General features: G+C 58.8%; 18 protein-coding genes. 12 read left to right on the top strand and 6 right to left on the bottom strand.

The window, feature by feature from the left end; translation table 11 throughout:
* Nucleotides 1–5 precede the first annotated feature (5 nt).
* Together CAK95_RS15050 and CAK95_RS15055 are read right to left on the bottom strand one after the other, a co-directional pair.
* A complete protein-coding gene (locus CAK95_RS15050) occupies nt 6–521 on the bottom strand; it encodes a TIGR02444 family protein (RefSeq protein WP_086088637.1) in 516 nt (171 codons plus the stop codon).
* Nucleotides 518–1132, bottom strand: coding sequence for a UbiX family flavin prenyltransferase (locus CAK95_RS15055; RefSeq protein WP_086088638.1), 615 nt, complete (start codon nt 1130–1132; stop codon nt 518–520). Before CAK95_RS15055 ends, CAK95_RS15050 begins: the two co-directional genes overlap by 4 nt.
* A 195-nt stretch (nt 1133–1327) precedes the next feature.
* On the opposite strand from CAK95_RS15055, the gene CAK95_RS15060 reads away from it, so the two are divergent.
* From CAK95_RS15060 to CAK95_RS15105, 10 genes are all read left to right on the top strand, one after another.
* Nucleotides 1328–1834: a MaoC family dehydratase gene (locus tag CAK95_RS15060; protein ID WP_198343724.1), complete on the top strand. Its 507-nt coding sequence runs from the start codon at nt 1328–1330 to the stop codon at nt 1832–1834.
* Nucleotides 1835–1979: 145 nt separating this feature from the next.
* On the top strand, nt 1980–3608 hold the full coding sequence (locus CAK95_RS15065) for a phytoene desaturase family protein (protein ID WP_086088640.1): 1629 nt from the start codon (nt 1980–1982) through the stop codon (nt 3606–3608).
* 8 nt (nt 3609–3616) lie between these two features.
* Nucleotides 3617–4414, top strand: a complete 798-nt coding sequence (locus tag CAK95_RS15070) for an SDR family NAD(P)-dependent oxidoreductase (RefSeq protein WP_086088641.1) — start codon at nt 3617–3619, stop codon at nt 4412–4414.
* Nucleotides 4415–4430: 16 nt separating this feature from the next.
* Nucleotides 4431–4985 (top strand): 3-hydroxyanthranilate 3,4-dioxygenase, encoded by a 555-nt coding sequence (locus tag CAK95_RS15075; RefSeq protein WP_086091438.1) that lies wholly within the window; start codon nt 4431–4433, stop codon nt 4983–4985.
* Between the two features lie 156 nt (nt 4986–5141).
* Nucleotides 5142–6338: an ABC transporter substrate-binding protein gene (locus CAK95_RS15080; protein WP_157699634.1), complete on the top strand. Its 1197-nt coding sequence runs from the start codon at nt 5142–5144 to the stop codon at nt 6336–6338.
* Nucleotides 6339–6437: 99 nt separating this feature from the next.
* Nucleotides 6438–7295 carry a branched-chain amino acid ABC transporter permease gene (locus CAK95_RS15085; RefSeq protein ID WP_086091439.1) on the top strand — a complete coding sequence of 286 codons (858 nt, stop codon included), beginning with the start codon at nt 6438–6440 and terminating at the stop codon, nt 7293–7295.
* A complete protein-coding gene (locus CAK95_RS15090) occupies nt 7292–8299 on the top strand; it encodes a branched-chain amino acid ABC transporter permease (protein ID WP_086088643.1) in 1008 nt (335 codons plus the stop codon). Before CAK95_RS15085 ends, CAK95_RS15090 begins: the two co-directional genes overlap by 4 nt.
* Nucleotides 8296–9051 (top strand): ABC transporter ATP-binding protein, encoded by a 756-nt coding sequence (locus CAK95_RS15095; RefSeq protein WP_086088644.1) that lies wholly within the window; start codon nt 8296–8298, stop codon nt 9049–9051. Before CAK95_RS15090 ends, CAK95_RS15095 begins: the two co-directional genes overlap by 4 nt.
* A complete protein-coding gene (locus CAK95_RS15100) occupies nt 9044–9748 on the top strand; it encodes an ABC transporter ATP-binding protein (RefSeq protein ID WP_086088645.1) in 705 nt (234 codons plus the stop codon). Before CAK95_RS15095 ends, CAK95_RS15100 begins: the two co-directional genes overlap by 8 nt.
* 88 nt (nt 9749–9836) lie before the next feature.
* Complete coding sequence (locus CAK95_RS15105) at nt 9837–10637, top strand: alpha/beta hydrolase (RefSeq protein WP_086088646.1); 801 nt, start codon at nt 9837–9839, stop codon at nt 10635–10637.
* Between the two features lie 19 nt (nt 10638–10656).
* Here CAK95_RS15105 and CAK95_RS15110 read toward each other — a convergent pair whose 3' ends face one another.
* The 3 genes from CAK95_RS15110 to CAK95_RS15120 all read right to left on the bottom strand — a co-directional run bounded on the left by CAK95_RS15110 (nt 10657) and on the right by CAK95_RS15120 (nt 13606).
* Nucleotides 10657–11481, bottom strand: a complete 825-nt coding sequence (locus tag CAK95_RS15110; RefSeq protein WP_245303412.1) for a DUF2927 domain-containing protein — start codon at nt 11479–11481, stop codon at nt 10657–10659.
* A gap of 153 nt (nt 11482–11634) precedes the next feature.
* Nucleotides 11635–12903, bottom strand: coding sequence for a coiled-coil domain-containing protein (locus CAK95_RS15115; RefSeq protein ID WP_086088647.1), 1269 nt, complete (start codon nt 12901–12903; stop codon nt 11635–11637).
* A gap of 136 nt (nt 12904–13039) precedes the next feature.
* Nucleotides 13040–13606 (bottom strand): DUF1134 domain-containing protein, encoded by a 567-nt coding sequence (locus CAK95_RS15120; protein WP_086091441.1) that lies wholly within the window; start codon nt 13604–13606, stop codon nt 13040–13042.
* Nucleotides 13607–13707: 101 nt separating this feature from the next.
* On the opposite strand from CAK95_RS15120, the gene CAK95_RS15125 reads away from it, so the two are divergent.
* Entirely contained in the window at nt 13708–14214 is a 507-nt protein-coding gene (locus tag CAK95_RS15125; protein ID WP_245303413.1) for a YHS domain-containing (seleno)protein, read from the top strand.
* A 3-nt stretch (nt 14215–14217) separates the two neighbouring features.
* Here the strand turns inward: CAK95_RS15125 and cysQ are convergent, their stop codons facing one another.
* A complete protein-coding gene (gene cysQ, locus CAK95_RS15130; RefSeq protein WP_086088648.1) occupies nt 14218–15054 on the bottom strand; it encodes a 3'(2'),5'-bisphosphate nucleotidase CysQ in 837 nt (278 codons plus the stop codon).
* A gap of 126 nt (nt 15055–15180) precedes the next feature.
* Between cysQ and chpT the strand changes: the two genes are divergently transcribed.
* Nucleotides 15181–15825: a histidine phosphotransferase ChpT gene (gene chpT, locus CAK95_RS15135; RefSeq protein WP_086088649.1), complete on the top strand. Its 645-nt coding sequence runs from the start codon at nt 15181–15183 to the stop codon at nt 15823–15825.
* Nucleotides 15826–15900 lie beyond the last annotated feature (75 nt).

The following is a 15900-nucleotide window of genomic DNA, read 5'->3' on the forward strand; positions in this document are numbered from 1 at the left end:
CAAGTTCAGCCTGATGCGAGAGACAGCGCTGCCGCTATCAAGTGTTTCGGCGGCGATGGGGCATCGTCCACGGGCTGATAATATTCAATGAGCGCGCGAATATTGTTGAGGACTGCAGCATCGGGCGAAGATGGTTTGAAGTGACGTGCGCGTGCCCAATTGGCCAACAGGTCGTGTTCAATGCGCTCGGCATCCAGTTCGAGTTTCTTGACGGCACCGCGCAGCGTACGCGCGCCGTCTTGAGCCAACGAATCGCGTCCCTCTTCCCACGGCTTTAGTGCCTGTCGTGCGGCGCGAAGGTTGCGGACGACGTCTGTATGCCATGCTGTGCTTGCAGCGACAGCCGCTTGGATATCGTCGCGGTCGAGTAAGGCCTTTCGCATCGCGCCAAGATAAGCGCAAAGCAGCAGCAGATTCACATCGGCGCCAAGGCGGTCCTGCAGGGCGAGGCATTCCTCCGGAACGCCGGGTTGCCGATAAACAGCGAGAGAGAAGTCCCAAAAATCCTGGCCGCTGCTCATGCCGTTAACGTGCCAGTATCTTCCGGCGTATCGCGCCAACGCTTCACGATGCCGGCATCGATATCGAACAGATCGAGGCAGCGTCCGACCGTTTGGTTGACGATATCGTCGATCGTTTTCGGGCGATGATAAAAAGCCGGGACCGGCGGCATGATGATGGCGCCGTTCTCCGTGGCCGCCAGCATGCTGCGAAGGTGGCCGGTATGGAGCGGTGTTTCGCGCACCACCAGGACCAGGCGACGCCGCTCTTTCAGCACGACGTCGGCTGCGCGGGTGATGAGATTGTCGGTGCTGCCATAGGCAATCTCGGACACGGTCCGGACTGAGCAGGGCGCCACGACCATGCCGCGCGTGCGGAATGAACCGGAGGAGATGGCCGCGCCAATATCGCCGATCGGATAGGTGACGTCGGCCAGTTGGCGCACATCGTCGATGGAAATGTCCGCTTCCTCTTTCAGAGTGATAGCGGCCGATTTGGAAATGACGAGGTGTGACGGGATACCCACCTTACGAAGCACTTCAAGGATGCGGACACCATAGATTGCACCGGACGCACCACTGATGCCAACGATCAGCGGCAGTTCCTTCTGGTTTGGGGCTTTTGCAGACATTCGCTATGCACTGTGAGGAATTCTTATGGTCTTCCTACAACATCCCACTGCGGCCTGATAGTCCGCTGGCGTTCCACAGTCTTATGAATGCGCTCGGCATTAACTTTTTACGAGAGACAGGCATGTCATCGAAAGCCGGTCCGCTGGACGGACGATGGTAACGGGGGTGGCGTTCCATAGCGCCAACGGAACCGATTGTTCCATTGGAAGCATTCGTGCACCGTGTTGCTCATAGGTGAAATAGCAGGAACGAAGATGGGACTTTATCTGGACGATCTGGTGGTGGGGCAACGCTTCGAGACGGAGAGCATGACGGTCACGGAAGCCGATATCATTGCCTTCGCCAAACAATTCGATCCGCAATATTATCATGTCGACCCGGTAGCCGCGCAGAAATCCGCATTTGGCGGATTGATTGCATCGGGTTTTCACACGCTCAGCGCCTCAATGCGGCTGTTCTTCGATTTAAATCTGTGGCCGGAAGCCATCATCGCCTCGCCGGGCATGGAACACGTCAAGTGGCTGAAGCCACTTCGTCCAGGGGACACCATCCGCGCAGCGGCTGACGTGGTGGATGTCCGGATGTCATCGTCGAAGCCCGATCGGGGCGTGGTGACAATGGATCACCCATGCTGGAATCAGGCCGATGAGATGATCCTTACGTTTCGATGCGCACACATGCTGCGTCGCCGAACAACCTAATGTGTTTGCAGCACGTGGTCGTCAAGGTGCCCCCAATCGCTTCCGCAGGTCCGATATGTCGGTACCGGGATTTCCATGTGCTATGTCAAGTATATGATGGCCGGCAACGTTGGCCTCGACGCCGACGATGTACGGAGGAAATTGCGTGCCAGCTCTCGACAAGACTTATGATGGCATCATCATCGGCGCAGGACAGCACGGGCTTGTGCTCGGCTCCTATCTCGCCAAAGCCGGTCTCAACATTCTGCTGGTGGACCGGCGGCTGACCTATGGCGGTGGGCTTTGTACGCGCGAGGTGACGAAGTCGGGATTCTATCACAACCTGCACTCGATCAATCATTTCAGCATCAGCGACGCGCCCTGGTTCGCCGATCTCAACCTCGGCGACAAGGTCACCTACATCACGCCGCGCTATGAATTCGGGCAAGCGCATCTTGATGGAACAGCGCTCGTGCTCGGCCGCGATCTTGATGAGACCACCGCCAGTATCGCGCGCTTCTCGAAAAAGGACGCCCAGACATTCCGAGAGTGGAATCGGCGTGCCGAAGAGATCACGGCAAAAATTCTGATCCCGGAGCGCTACGCCGAGCCGCTGTCACAATCCGAGCGCGATGGGCTCTTGTCGCGCACGGCGATCGGCCGTGATTTTCTGGAAGTGACACAGCGCCAGCCGCTCGATATGGTGGAAGAGCTATTCGAGAACGAACACGTCAAGCTTCTGTTTCTGTTCAAAGTCTCGTTGTTCGGCACCTGGCTCACCGACACGATATCGAAGACCAGCCCGACCGGTTCGGTGATCCGCGCGTTCGACCTGCAAACCGGCTATCAGCTTTGTCAGGGTGGCTCGTTCAATCTCGCTCGCGGTTTGATGGAGACCTTCATTGCTGCCGGTGGCACGTTCCAGCCGCAGGTATCGATCGACAGGATTGTCATAGAAGGCGGACGCGCCACCGGTATTCAATTGGCCGATGGCCGAACCGTGCGCGCATCGCAATTCGTTGCCAGCACGGTCGATGTGCATACGACGCTCGAAGATCTGCTCGGCCGCGAGCAGTTGCCGGAAACGTTCCGACAGAAGCTCGACAACTTCAAGTATACGCAATGGACATTGTTCGGCCTGCACCATGCCCTGCATGAAAGCCCGAGGTTCGCGGCGTCAGCGTTCGATCCGAATCTCAATCGTGCGCTGAAATGGAGCCTTGGCGCCGAGACGATGCAGGATCTGTTCTCGGCGCATCTCGACGTGCAAGCCGGCCGGGTTCCGAGCCTTGTCCAGTTCGGCTCCGGCCCGCTCAGCCTGCTTGATCCGACACAGGCTCCTCCTGGAAAGCACACGACCTATGCCTGGCATGTGATGCCGTTGCTGGAGGATATGAACGAGCGCGACTATGAGACTTTCAAGGAAGAGTTCTCGGACAAGATCGAGGAAGTTTATGCGCGCTATTGTCTTAATATGACCAAGGACAACATCATCGGCCGCTATGCTTACACGGCGCGCGAGTATGTGCTCGAGTTGCCGAATATGCGCGATGGCGACATTTTCATGGGCGCGTTCAACGCCGAGCAGGTGATGTATAACCATTTCGGCTACCGCACGCCGATCCCGAACCTCTATTATGCAGGCTCTGGCGCACATCCGGGCGGGGCGATTTCCGGCGGTCCGAGCTACATCACCGCGGGGATCATCGCGCGCGATCTCGGATTGAAAATGTGGTGGACGCCATGGGACGCGCGCGCCGCGCTTGAAACGCTGGCGTCTTCGGAGGCGGCGTGAGAGGTGAAATGACGGTTCAGACACAGATTGTGCCGCCGCAGGCCGATTTTGCCTCCCTGAGCGGACGCGTGGTAATCATCACTGGAGCCGGGCAGGGGATCGGCAAGGTTTTTGCCAAGGCCTTTGCACGCTGCGGCGCCGTCGCCGTGATTGCCGAACGCAATGCCGCCAGCGGCGAATCCGTCGCCAAGGAGATCGCGGCGGACAAGGGGCAAGCCATTGCCGTCACGACCGATGTCTCACGCGAAGACTCTATTGCGACCATGGTCGCGGCGGTCGAAGAGCGCTATGGCCGCATCGATATCCTGATCAACAATGCCGGCATCTTCTCCACGCTGGACATGCGTCCCTTCGACCAGATCCCGCTCGCGGAATGGGAGCAGGTGCTCCGCGTCAATGTGACCGGGCCGTTCCTGTGCTCGCGGGCGGTGCTGCCGGCGATGCGGCGGGCGAAATGGGGCCGCATCATCAACATGGCCTCAGGCGCCGTGACGATGGGGCGGCCGAACTATCTGCACTACATTGCGTCAAAGGGTGCGCTGGCCGGCATGACCGGTTCAATGGCGCGTGAACTGGGTCCGGACGGCATCACCGTGAATGCCGTCCTGCCGGGCGCGACCTTCACCGAAATCGAGCGCAAGACAGTCTCACCCGAACAGAAGGTGCGCATTGTTGCGCAACAATGTATTCCTCGTCCCGAAACGCCGGATGATCTCGTTGGCACCGCGCTATTTCTGGCATCCGACAATGCCGCATTCCTGACCGGGCAGTGCATCACGGTCGATGGCGGCGCCACACATCGATGATCTGAAGGAGAGGACCATGACCGCTCATCCACGCTTCAAACCGTTTAATTTCCAGGACTGGATCGAGCGCAACAAAGGCAGTTTGCAACCGCCCGTCTCCAACAAGCAATTGTTCGACGAGAAGACCGGCATGATCGTGATGATCGTCGGCGGGCCGAACAAGCGCGTCGATTTCCATGACGATCCGGTCGAGGAATTCTTCTATCAGCTCAAGGGCGACATGATTCTGAAGATCGCCGAGAACGGAAAAATCTACGATGTCGTGATCAAGGAAGGCGATGTGTTCATGTTGCCGCCGCATGCGCGACATTCCCCGCAGCGGCCGCAGGAAGGGTCGGTTGGGCTTGTGGTCGAGGGGGCCCGGACCGGGGGTATGCGCGACGGCTTTGAATGGTACTGCTTCAATTGCGGGGAGAAGGTGCACCGCATCGAAGTGGAGGTAAAGGATATCGTGAAGGACCTGCCGCCTTTGTACGAAGCCTTCTATTCCGACGAGAAAGCGCGGACTTGCAAGAATTGCGGCACCGTGCATCCCGGCAAGACCCCGCCTGAGGGCTGGGCGCAGATGTAACCGGGCCGTTAATAGCTCTCCTAACCTTGCTGCACCGCATCGCGGGCCGAATGTGCTGCAATATGCATCGTCCGGCCCGCTTGCGGAGCGTCCTTCCTGCCCACTATGATTGCGGCAACCAATCATGCCGCTCAAGCGGCTCCTGGGAGGACTAAAATGATTAAAAGAATGATCGTGGCTGGCTTGGCCCTCGGCCTGGCTGCGGGAGCCGCACAGGCACAGGACGTCAAGGTTGGTCTGGTGCTGCCTTACACCGGGGTTGGTGCCGAATTGGCGCAGCCGATCGACCGCGGCGCTGAGCTTTATCTCAAGATGCACGCGGACGAGATCAAGCCTTACAAGATCCATCTCATCAAGCGTGACGCGAAGGATGCAAGCGGCGCGAATGCCAAGATTGTCGTGCAGGAATTGCTGACGCAGGACAACGTCGACGTATTGGCGGGCTGGGTCTATTCCCCGAATGCCATCGCCACTGCTCCGTTGGTCGCGGCCGGCAAGAAGCTCGCTGTGATCATGAATGCCGGCACGGCGCATATCACGAATATGTCGCCTTACTATGTGCGCACATCGTTCAGCATGTGGCATGCCGGACATGCCTTGGGCGAAGCAGCGGCGAAAAACCTGAAGGCGAAGACAGCCGTCATTGGCTATACCGATTTCCCGCCCGGCAAGGACAGCCTTGCCGCGTTCAAGATGGCTTTCGAAGCCAATGGCGGCAAGGTGATCGACGAGATCCCGATGGGCGGCGCCAATGCCGTTCCGGATTTCACGCCGTTCTTCCAGCGCGCCAAGGACAAAAAGCCGGATGTGTTCTTTGTTTTCGTGCCCGGTGGAGATCACTCCAGCGCCGTCGTGCGCACCTATAATGCACTCGGCATGAAAGAGGCCGGCATCAAGCTGATCGGCCCGGGCGATATCACGCAGGATACCAAGCTGCAGGCGATGGGGCAGAGCGCCGACGGTCTCATCACCATGCATCACTACAACGCCGACCTCGACAACCCTGAGAACAAGAAGTTTGTCGCGGCCTGGAAAAAGGAATACGGCCCGGATTCAACACCCGACTTTATGGCCGTCGCCGGCTATGACGGCATGGCCGCGATCGTGCATGCAGTCAAGGGACTGAAAGGCAAAGTCGATGGCGAAAAGGCCGTGGCATTGCTGAAGGGCTGGAAATATCAAAGCCCGCGTGGTCCGATCCAGATCGATGCCGACACGCGCGACATCATCATGAATGAATACCTGTCGCAGGCTTCGTTCCAGAACGGCCGCGTGGTTCAAAAGAATATCGGCAAGATCGAAGCGGTGAAGGACGCGTGCAAGGCCAACAAGGTCGGACCCTGCGCCAAGTAGTCGCCTCGCAATAACCATACGCAACAACCGCCGCCCGGCTTCGGGCGGCGGTTTCGCTTGAAAACTGCGGACGGACGCTTCGTGATATTCGGGGAAGATTTGGCGGGTATTGTGCTCGGTGGCTTGGCCGCCGGCATGGTGCTGTTCATTGTATCGGTCGGCTTGTCGGTGACGATGGGGCTGATGGGATTTGTCAATCTGGCGCATGGCGGCTTCGCCATGATCGGCGGCTATGTCATCGTGCTGTCGATGAACCGGTTGGGCGTACCATTTGTCCCGGCGGTCATTCTGGGATTCGTGCTGACCGCAGCTTTCAGCGTAGTGATGGAGCGTTTGTTCTACTCGAAGCTTTATCGGGCGGCCGAACTCGACCAGGTGCTGTTTTCCATCGGACTCGCTTTCGTGATGATCGCATCGGTGATCATCATCATTGGACCGGAGACGCAGCCGCTGATCCTGCCGTCGTGGCTGCGTGGACAGATGGATCTCGGGTTCACCACATATCGCACCTACAGCATCTTCCTGATCGCAGTGGGGGGCCTGATTGCGCTCGGTCTCTGGCTCGGCTTCGAGCGCACCCGCATGGGCGCTCAGATTCGTGCGGCCGTCGATAATCGCAAAATGGCGGAATCGCTTGGCATCAACATCGATCGGCTATTCACCATCACCTTTGCGTTCGGCAGCGGCATGGCGGCGATCGGCGGTGGCCTTGGCGCTGAATTCCTCGGTCTTGATCCTCAATACACGCTCAAATATCTCGTCTTCTTCCTGATCGTTGTTGCGGTCGGCGGACTGGGGCGCATCACCGGCGTCTTCTATGCAGCGATGCTGATCGGCGTGATGGATTTCGTTCTGAAGAAATATGTGCCGCAAGGCGGCACCGCATTTATCTATGCGCTGACGATCCTGATTCTCTTGGTGCGGCCGCAAGGGTTGTTCGGGAGGAAGGACGCATGAGTGCCGTGGACATCGCATCGCATCCGGCGACACAGGCTCTCGTCAATCGTCACAAGTTGCGGTGGTGGGAGCCGATCCCGTGGATTCTGGCGATCGGTTTCTTCTTCCTTTTCCCCCGTCATCTCGGCTTTGGCAACGAGATGCTGGTCATGGTGTTGTTCGCACTCTCGCTCGATCTTGTCCTTGGCTATGCGGGCATCGTAACCTTGGGGCACGCCGCATTTTTCGGCATTGGTGCCTATACCGTCGGGATGCTGGCGCGCCACGGCATCTGGACGGAGCCGTTGAGCGGCTTGTTAATCGCAGCGGCCGTGGCTGCGGTATTTGGCCTGCTGTCGGGATTTGTGCTTCTCCGGACAACCGGTCTGACGCTGCTCATGCTGACGCTCTGCATCATGCTGTTGCTCGAGGAGGTCGCCAACCTGGCACAGGAATGGACCGGCGGTTACGACGGTCTCGACAACGTGCCGATCGATCCGATCTTCGGGCGGTTTGAGTTCAACCCGCTCTATCCGACCACGCAATATATTTACATTCTCTGTATCCTTTTCATCGGCTTCCTGATCGTCCGCACGATCGTCTATTCGCCATTTGGTGAAAGTCTTACAGGCATCAGAGAGAATACGCTGCGCATGCACGCGGTCGGTGCGCCGGTGCGTAAGCGGCTTGTGATCTCCTATGCCATTTCGGCAGCGATTGCTGGCGTTGCGGGGGCGCTCTGGGCGCAATCAAACGCTTATGTCAACATGAGCACGTTGAGCCTCGATCGCGCGGCGACCGTGCTGATCATTCTGGTGCTTGGCGGCTACGGCAGGCTTTACGGTGCATTCGTTGGAGCGGTCGCTTATATGGTGCTGTCGCATTATCTGGCGAAGCTCTATCCGACCGCATGGCAACTCGGTCTCGGTCTAATGCTGATGGTCATCGCGCTATTCGCGCGCAATGGGATCATTGGAATTTTCGAGTCTCTCGTGGCGCGTTGGCGTGGAAAGCCGGCATCATGAGCGAGACACTTTTGGAAGCGCGTGGTGTCGGCAAGCGGTTCGGGGCCTTGGTGGCAGCGAGCGATATCAATTTCCGTCTCGGAATTGGTGCGCGGCATGCGCTGATCGGTCCGAACGGAGCGGGGAAAACGACCTTCATCAATCTTCTGACTGGTGTGCTGACGCCGACGCAAGGACAGGTGTTTCTCAACGGTGATGACGTCACGGCCGTTGCGCAAGCCGAGCGGGTGAAACGTGGCCTTGCCCGCACGTTCCAGATCAATCGTCTGTTCCGCGGACTGTCCGTCTTGGAGAATGTCTATATCCCGGTCTCTGAGCAGCTTGGCGCTGCGCCGACAATGTTCAAGCCCGCAGGTCGTCGCAAGGACGTCATCGATGCATCGATGAATCTCCTGGAGATGCTGCATTTGCAGGATGTGGCTGCGCGCAAGATTTCCGAGTTGCCCTACGGCCGCCAGCGGCTGGTCGAGATCGCGATTGCGCTTGGACTTGCGCCAAAGGTGCTGCTACTCGACGAGCCGGCCGCGGGCGTACCCAGCTCGGAAAGTCACATCATTCTCGATGCGGTCGCGCGTCTGCCGAAGGAGATCGCCGTGCTCATCATCGAACACGACATGGATCTCGTCTTCCGCTTCGCCGACCGGATCACGGTGCTGGTCGGCGGAAAGATTTTCGCGGAAGGAACGCCGAAGGAGATCGCCGGCAATCCCGATGTGCGGGCCGTTTATCTGGGACAGGCGGCTCATGGCTAGTGCGCTCGAATGGAAGAATGCATCGGCCGGCTACGGTGATACGATCGTTCTTGAAAATGTCAGCCTGTCACTGACGCCCGGCGAGAGTGTTAGCATCATCGGCCGCAATGGTGTCGGCAAGACGACCCTGCTTGCGACGGCGATGGGCCACACCACTATGCGCGGCGGCGAAGTGCTGCTCGACCAGCAGAATATCGCGACCCTGCCGCCGTATCGGCGTGCCCTGAAAGGTCTTGGCTTTGTACCGCAGGAGCGCGAGATTTTCCCGTCATTGTCGGTGAAGGAGAATCTCGAAATTGCGGCACGGTCCGGTTACTGGAACGACGATCGGATCTATGCGCTGTTTCCGCGGCTGCGCGAGCGGCTCGGCAATATGGGCAATCAGCTCTCCGGTGGCGAGCAGCAGATGCTGTCGATTGCTCGCGCGCTGATGACCAACCCGTCGGTCCTGCTCATGGATGAGCCGACCGAGGGTCTCGCTCCGGTATTGGTCGAAACCCTGCAGGATGTGATCGGCAAACTGCGGGACGAGGGCGCCTTAACCATTGTTCTCGTGGAGCAAAATAGCCGCGTTGCGCTCGCATTTTCGCCGCGGACGGTGGTCATGGACAAGGGCCGGATCGTCTATGACGGGCCTTCGCAGACCTTGCGCGACGATCCGGAGCGGCTGACCAAGCTGATCGGCGTCGCCGAATAGGCGTCAGTGCTGGCCGGCCGGGGAATTGGACGGGGTCGCGGAATGCAAGACGGCTCCCTATGATCGGCGAGTGATTCGGACGAGACCCATGCGCGCGTCGATCATCGTCATGCGGCTTTGTGCCTTGCTGGCTGCTGCCTTAGGCGCTGGCGCTCCGGATGCTGTGGCGCAATCCCAAAATCTGACCGGCTTGGGTGTCGTGCTGTTGCACGGCAAGGGCGGCACGCCGACCTCGATGATCGAGGGGCTGAACGAGTCGCTTCGTAATGAGGGGGCCTTGGTCGATGCGCCGGAATTGCCTTGGTCGGCGCGTCGCATTTACGACGCCACCTATGAACAGGCAATGACCGAGATCGATGCTGCGGTCGAACGGCTGAAACAGGCTGGTGCGAAAAACATTGCCGTCATTGGTCACAGTCTCGGTGCCAATGCTGCGATCGGTTATGCGGCGCGCCGTCCGGGGCTTCACGCCGTTGTTGCGCTTGCGCCGGGTCATCTGCCCGAGGCGTGGGCCTTGCGCATCCGCACCAAGAGCGCGATCGCGCGGGCCAAGCAGTTGATCGCGGCAGGGCATGGCGACGTGCCGACATCATTCCCCGATCTTGCCCAAGGCATTCCGTTTTCGATCAAGGCGACGCCGGTCGTCTATCTCAGTATGTTCGATCCCGAGGGTCCGGCGGTGATGCCGAAAAATGCAGCCGCGATGGAGCCGGTGCCATTCATGTGGGTTGCGGGCGTTGCCGATCCGATCGTATTTCATGGCAAGGATTATGCGTTCGCGCCTGGTGCCAAGAATCCGAAGAGCAAATACATGGTGATCCCCAGCATGCATTTATCGACGCCGTTTCAAGCGCGCGGTGCGATTATCAAGTGGCTGAAGGGTCTATAGCCCGGCCGCAACGACGGCGTTACTCGGCCAGTCCATTCACTTTTGTAATCCAGGCGCGCACGTCCGGCAGGATCTGCGGCAGCAACGCCTTCACTTGCTCCTTTGACATGCCGGCGCGGATGCGCGGATCGTAAAGCAGATTCAGGATATATTGGTCGTAGATGTCGAAGAAACCCATCTGGACTTCGTCATTGAACATCGACCAGTCCAGCTTGTCGTCGTCGTTAATCGGGCCCAGCGCCTGCAGCAATTCCTCATACATGCAATCATAAAAGATAAAATCTCCTGCATCGACGGCGATGATCACGTCGGAATGCTGGATGCGGAACAGATCATCCTTGCGGAAGCCCGACAGGCATTGCGGCTCCAGCGACTGCACGATTCGATCGGCCTGTTGCCGGCCATAGAACTTCCGGATAGTTTTTTCGATATCGCGATCACGCACCATGGTGATAACGACATTCGCGTCCTTGCGCTTGTCGGTAACCGCAATATCGAGATGCTGGACCTTTGAACGGATGTCGGCGACGACGGCTGATAGTTGTGCGCGCCGGTCAGGCTTGGCGCGCACATCGGCATAAACGCGCACCGGCGTTTCGTATTTGCGAATACGGTCCACGCGGCCAGCCACGTGAAATTCGGCACCAAATACGATGCGGAAAAAGCCGTCGATGATTTCCGCATCGGTGAACGTCTTGCGTTCGGCCGCGCGGCGTTTGGTAATTTCCGGATTTTCCGATGTGGTTTCGGATTTTGGGCCGGGCTTTGCAGATTTGGCCTCTATCCCCGCTGCATCTTGCGCCTTGGCGGCGGGCATGGCGACGGCAAACATCGCCACGGTCATTGCCAATATCAGCCAATATTGCCTACCGCGATAGCCGCCCACGGAAGGCCGGACGGCGGGAATAGCAATCATCCCAGATACTCCAAAAGATGCGCCGCCGTTATACGTCGGGTGATTTAGGCCGATCACCGGGAAAGGGAAAAGAAAAAATCGCTATGATTGTGGTGCCAAGCGCGAGGCGTGGTTTTGCAGCGCACGCATGCGGTCCGCCAGATTACGTTTTGAATCATCGCTCGTTGTCGCCTGGACGGTTCCCTTGGCGCTTTTGCGGACCGGTGTGGTTTCCGATGCCAGGATAGCTTCGATCGGCGAGTTCGGTCCTTCAAGTGTGACGGCGAGCTTCACCACTTCCGCGGCAACATCGTTGATCCGTTCGCGCAGCAGTGCGTTTTCGACCCGCTCCGCCGCCCAGGCTGATTCTGCCTCGCGCTTCATCGCGCCAAGCTCGAGTTGCAACTTCGAACGTTCGGCAATGGCAACGCCGAGCTCTTGCTGCAGCACGTCCTTTTCGGCAGTGAGATTACGGATCGTTTCTTTCAATTGCCCGGATGACGATGCGATTTCTTCCCGCAGATGGAATCCTGTGCGGCGCGCATTCTCCAGTTCGGCCGTCAATCGCTCGCAGTCATATTCGCGTTGGACCAGGAGACGCCCTTGTTCGGCGATGCGGGTTTCGAGCTCGGCGGCGCGTTTGCCCAGCAATTCGGACTCGGTCTTCTGCGCGACCAGTTGTTGTTCGAGCGTGCCGATACGCTGGCCGAGATTTTCGACCTTGCCCCGTTCGGCGTTCAGATCGGCTGCGGCCTTCGCGGATTCGGCGCGTTCCTTTTCCAGCCGGTTTTCGGTTTTCTTGATGTCCTGCTCGTAATCGCCGATCCGCACTTTCAAAGCTTCGATCTGCGTTTTCAGCGAGATCATCTCGATCCGCTGGCTTTCGGTTGTCGCCGTCCGGTCGCCGAGTTCGGAGGACAACCGGGACAGGTCGGCTTCCTTATCGGACAAATTCCGGCCGGCCTCGTGCAGACCAAGTGTCTTGACGGAGAGTTCATCTTCCGTCGCCTTCATCTGCTCTTTCAGCGCCTTTTCGCGTGCTTCAAGCGCCATGATCGTGGCGGATTTTTCGCCAAGATCGGCCTTCAGGCGATTGATCGCGTCGTTCTTCTTGCCGAGCTCTGCCAGTTGGCTGGTGCCCTTGGCCTTCAACTGCTCGACACTCATTTCGAGCCGCCGCGTCGACATCGCAAATTCGGCGCGAAGCTGGTCCTTATCGGCCTGGATCTCCGCCATGGACAGGGGGGTGGCCGCTTCCATTCGCCGGATCGTCAGACGCACCGCCCTGGCATGGACCAGGGGGATAAAAATAAGTCCCAACAGGCTCGCTAGGAGAAAGCCGATGCCGAGATACATGGCCGGCTCGATCATGACCGGAACTCCGACGGGCGTGATTTGGGTGCAGAGACTAGTGCCATGACGGTCTGTTGCTCGCCAGTGCCGTCTCCCGTAACCTAAACCGGCCAAAGGCCGGCGGGAAAGACAATTCCTGAATTACCAGAGAAGATTAGAACGGGTTCCAGGTCGCCTTGGGGGTGAACTTGAGATAGCCCAGATTGGCGCCCAGCCGCAGGCCGACGCCGGATCGAATCGGCACCAGAACGACGTTGTTCGCCGTCAGCGCCGTCATTCCGAAGCCGCCGATAAAATAGGCCGAACCGTCGATGCCGCCAAAACGCTCATAGATCGCTTCGGTGGCCGGCAGATTGTACACCAGCATCATGGTGCGGGCGCCCTCGCCACCTGCGTCAAACCCGACCGACGGCCCCTGCCAATAGACACGCAAATCGCCGGCATTTTTGGTGAAAAGCGTACCCTCGCCGTATCGAAGCCCGGCCACAAAGGCGCCGCTGGCTTCCTCGCCGAGGATATAGCCATTCGGCTGCCCGAACTGGCTGAAGGCTTTTTCGACCACCTGCGCCAGCCCGCGCGATACCGTGCCGAAAAAGCGGTGGCCGGAATCGATGATCTCATTCGACGAATACTGGCCCTGTCGCTGCTGCGCGGCGGCCGGGATCGCAGAGGTTCCGGCAAGAAAGGCGGCCAGCGCCAGAATTCGAATGAACGAACGCATCAGGTGCTCCATCAAAAATCGATCCGGCTTGTTTAACCGGTTACTCACAGGAATGCTGTCACTTACAGGCATCCGAATCGGAACACTTATCTGACCGAATCATGACAACACTGGGTCGTCAACGTCCGCGCCTTCTGCCGTTTTTGACCGGGCTTGGTGCTTGCGCTGTCTTGGCGGCTGGGCTGTGGCAGGCCGGTCACGCCTTGGCCGCGACCACCGAGCTGATTGTGGTCGATCGCAATTCCGGCCTTGCCATCTACGGTTTCGATCCGGTTGCGTATTTCACTGATAGCAAGGCCAAAACTGGAAACGAGGACCTCGAGTTCAATTACGCCGGTGCGGCCTGGCGATTCAGCAATGAGGGCAACCGCACCGCCTTCGAGAAGGACCCGGATGTCTATATGCCGCAATTTGGCGGCTATGATCCGGTTGCGGTGTCAGAAGGCGTTGCGCGGCCCGGGCACCCGGAATTTTTCGCAATTCATAAGCAGCGGCTGTTTCTGTTTTATTCCGCCGAGGCAAGGCAGGCCTTTGAGGCCGATCCCGACGGCAAGGCCATGCGAGCCGATGCGAATTGGCCAGCCGTCAGCAAGACGCTTGGGCCGTAAGCTTCAGACAGTCGAGTATTTGGCTGCATCGGCGGCACTGCACCAAGCAATGAAGGACGGCACTTTCAGATTGCGCGCCACTTGCCCGTAGCGGACCGGTTCGCCATCTGGCGTCAACACCACTCCACCGGCGGCACTGAGCACCGCATCCCCTGCGGCGATATCCCATTCGGATGTGCGTCCGAGCCGCGGATAAACATCGGCTTTGCCTTCCGCGATCCGGCAAAACTTGACCGACGAACCGCAATCCATCCGCTCGATTGTGGAAAACCGCGTGAGCCAGGTCTCCGTTGCGGGATCGAGATGCGAGCGGCTAACCATTGCGCGCCACGCACCGCTACGATGTGCGCTTGTGCGGAGTGGTGATCGATCCCTTGCATCTTTGGCGATCATGCCTGCTGGCAAATGCAGCCGTTCGGAGCCTATGGCCATCGCGCCGCGCCAGATGGTGCTGAGTGCCGGTGCGCCGACAACGCCGGACACCGGCCGGCCGTTCTGAATAATGGCGATGTTGACCGTGAACTCATCACGGCCTTCGATGAATTCGCGTGTGCCGTCCAGCGGATCGACAAGAATAAAAGGGTCAGGAACCTGAAAGGTTTCGGTTTGTGCCGCAGCCTCCTCCGACACGACCCCGATGCCCGGCAGGATTCGTGCCAATCCCTCGAGAATGATGGCTTCGGCCGCCTCGTCAGCTTCGGTGACAGGGCTCGAATCGCTCTTCGTGCGTGCAACAGCGCCATTTTCGCGCACGCACATGATGGCCGCAGCCGCCCGTGACGCGATATCCGTCATCGCGTCGAGCAACGACGGATCGGCGAAATTGCTGTGATTTGTCATGACTTCACTTGAACCTTGGCGTTCGTGCGTAGCTTGGCGATAAAGCACGTGCGGTGTATCAAGCCAACAGGTGCCGCAGGATTGAGTGATTCGCGTTCCGTCACCGCCACTACCGGAGCCAGATTCATGTCCGTCACGTCCGCCGCCAAAGTCGAATCCTTGGACCTTGCCGCCCTGTTGTGTTCGAGGGTTTGCCACGATCTCATCAGCCCGGTTGGCGCGATAGTCAATGGGCTCGAGGTCATGGAGGATGACGCCGATCAGGAAACCAAAACCTTTGCGATGGACCTGATCAAGAAAAGCGTGCGGCAGGCCTCTGCCAAGCTGCAATTCTGCCGCCTTGCCTTTGGCGCTGCCGGCTCGGCCGGGGCGTTGATCGACCTTGGCGATGCGGAAAAAGTCGCGCGGGGTTTTCTCGAAGACGACAAGACCAAGGTCACCTGGAATTTGCCTCGCCTCTTGCTTGCAAAAAACCGCGTCAAGCTGTTGCTCAACATGATCCTGATCGCGGGCCAATCGATCCCGCGTGGTGGCCAGATCACCGTTGATCCCGTCGGTGAAGGCGATGCGATGGGCTTCAAGATTTCAGCAACCGGGGGGTATGCCAAGGTACCGCAGGCCGTACCGGATTTGCTGGCAGGCGGTTCCCATGACGGTTCTGTCGATGCGCATGCTGTGCAACCCTATTACACCGGCCTCCTGGCCAAGGATTGCGGACTCTCCGTCACGGCAACGAGTGAGAACGACGTCATCGTGATTGCGACCCACTGAGGGATGCGTGCGAGGCTTGGGCTCGCCCAAGACGTTGGTTAATGAGAGGTAAATAGCCTTCAACGCGTTGGTCTC

The organism is Pseudorhodoplanes sinuspersici (assembly GCF_002119765.1).
GTDB lineage: Bacteria > Pseudomonadota > Alphaproteobacteria > Rhizobiales > Xanthobacteraceae > Pseudorhodoplanes > Pseudorhodoplanes sinuspersici.

Excerpts from the sequence above, each read along its gene's own strand:
- CAK95_RS15050 (WP_086088637.1), bottom strand. The coding sequence starts at position 521 with ATGAGCAGCGGCCAGGATTTTTGGGACTTCTCTCTCGCTGTTTATCGG.
- CAK95_RS15055 (WP_086088638.1), bottom strand. The coding sequence starts at position 1,132 with ATGTCTGCAAAAGCCCCAAACCAGAAGGAACTGCCGCTGATCGTTGGC.
- CAK95_RS15070 (WP_086088641.1), top strand. The coding sequence starts at position 3,617 with ATGACGGTTCAGACACAGATTGTGCCGCCGCAGGCCGATTTTGCCTCC.
- CAK95_RS15075 (WP_086091438.1), top strand. The coding sequence starts at position 4,431 with ATGACCGCTCATCCACGCTTCAAACCGTTTAATTTCCAGGACTGGATC.
- CAK95_RS15080 (WP_157699634.1), top strand. The coding sequence starts at position 5,142 with ATGATTAAAAGAATGATCGTGGCTGGCTTGGCCCTCGGCCTGGCTGCG.
- CAK95_RS15090 (WP_086088643.1), top strand. The coding sequence starts at position 7,292 with ATGAGTGCCGTGGACATCGCATCGCATCCGGCGACACAGGCTCTCGTC.
- CAK95_RS15095 (WP_086088644.1), top strand. The coding sequence starts at position 8,296 with ATGAGCGAGACACTTTTGGAAGCGCGTGGTGTCGGCAAGCGGTTCGGG.
- CAK95_RS15100 (WP_086088645.1), top strand. The coding sequence starts at position 9,044 with ATGGCTAGTGCGCTCGAATGGAAGAATGCATCGGCCGGCTACGGTGAT.
- CAK95_RS15105 (WP_086088646.1), top strand. The coding sequence starts at position 9,837 with ATGCGCGCGTCGATCATCGTCATGCGGCTTTGTGCCTTGCTGGCTGCT.
- CAK95_RS15110 (WP_245303412.1), bottom strand. The coding sequence starts at position 11,481 with ATGACCGTGGCGATGTTTGCCGTCGCCATGCCCGCCGCCAAGGCGCAA.
- CAK95_RS15115 (WP_086088647.1), bottom strand. The coding sequence starts at position 12,903 with ATGATCGAGCCGGCCATGTATCTCGGCATCGGCTTTCTCCTAGCGAGC.
- CAK95_RS15120 (WP_086091441.1), bottom strand. The coding sequence starts at position 13,606 with ATGCGTTCGTTCATTCGAATTCTGGCGCTGGCCGCCTTTCTTGCCGGA.
- CAK95_RS15125 (WP_245303413.1), top strand. The coding sequence starts at position 13,708 with ATGACAACACTGGGTCGTCAACGTCCGCGCCTTCTGCCGTTTTTGACC.
- cysQ (WP_086088648.1), bottom strand. The coding sequence starts at position 15,054 with ATGACAAATCACAGCAATTTCGCCGATCCGTCGTTGCTCGACGCGATG.
- chpT (WP_086088649.1), top strand. The coding sequence starts at position 15,181 with ATGTCCGTCACGTCCGCCGCCAAAGTCGAATCCTTGGACCTTGCCGCC.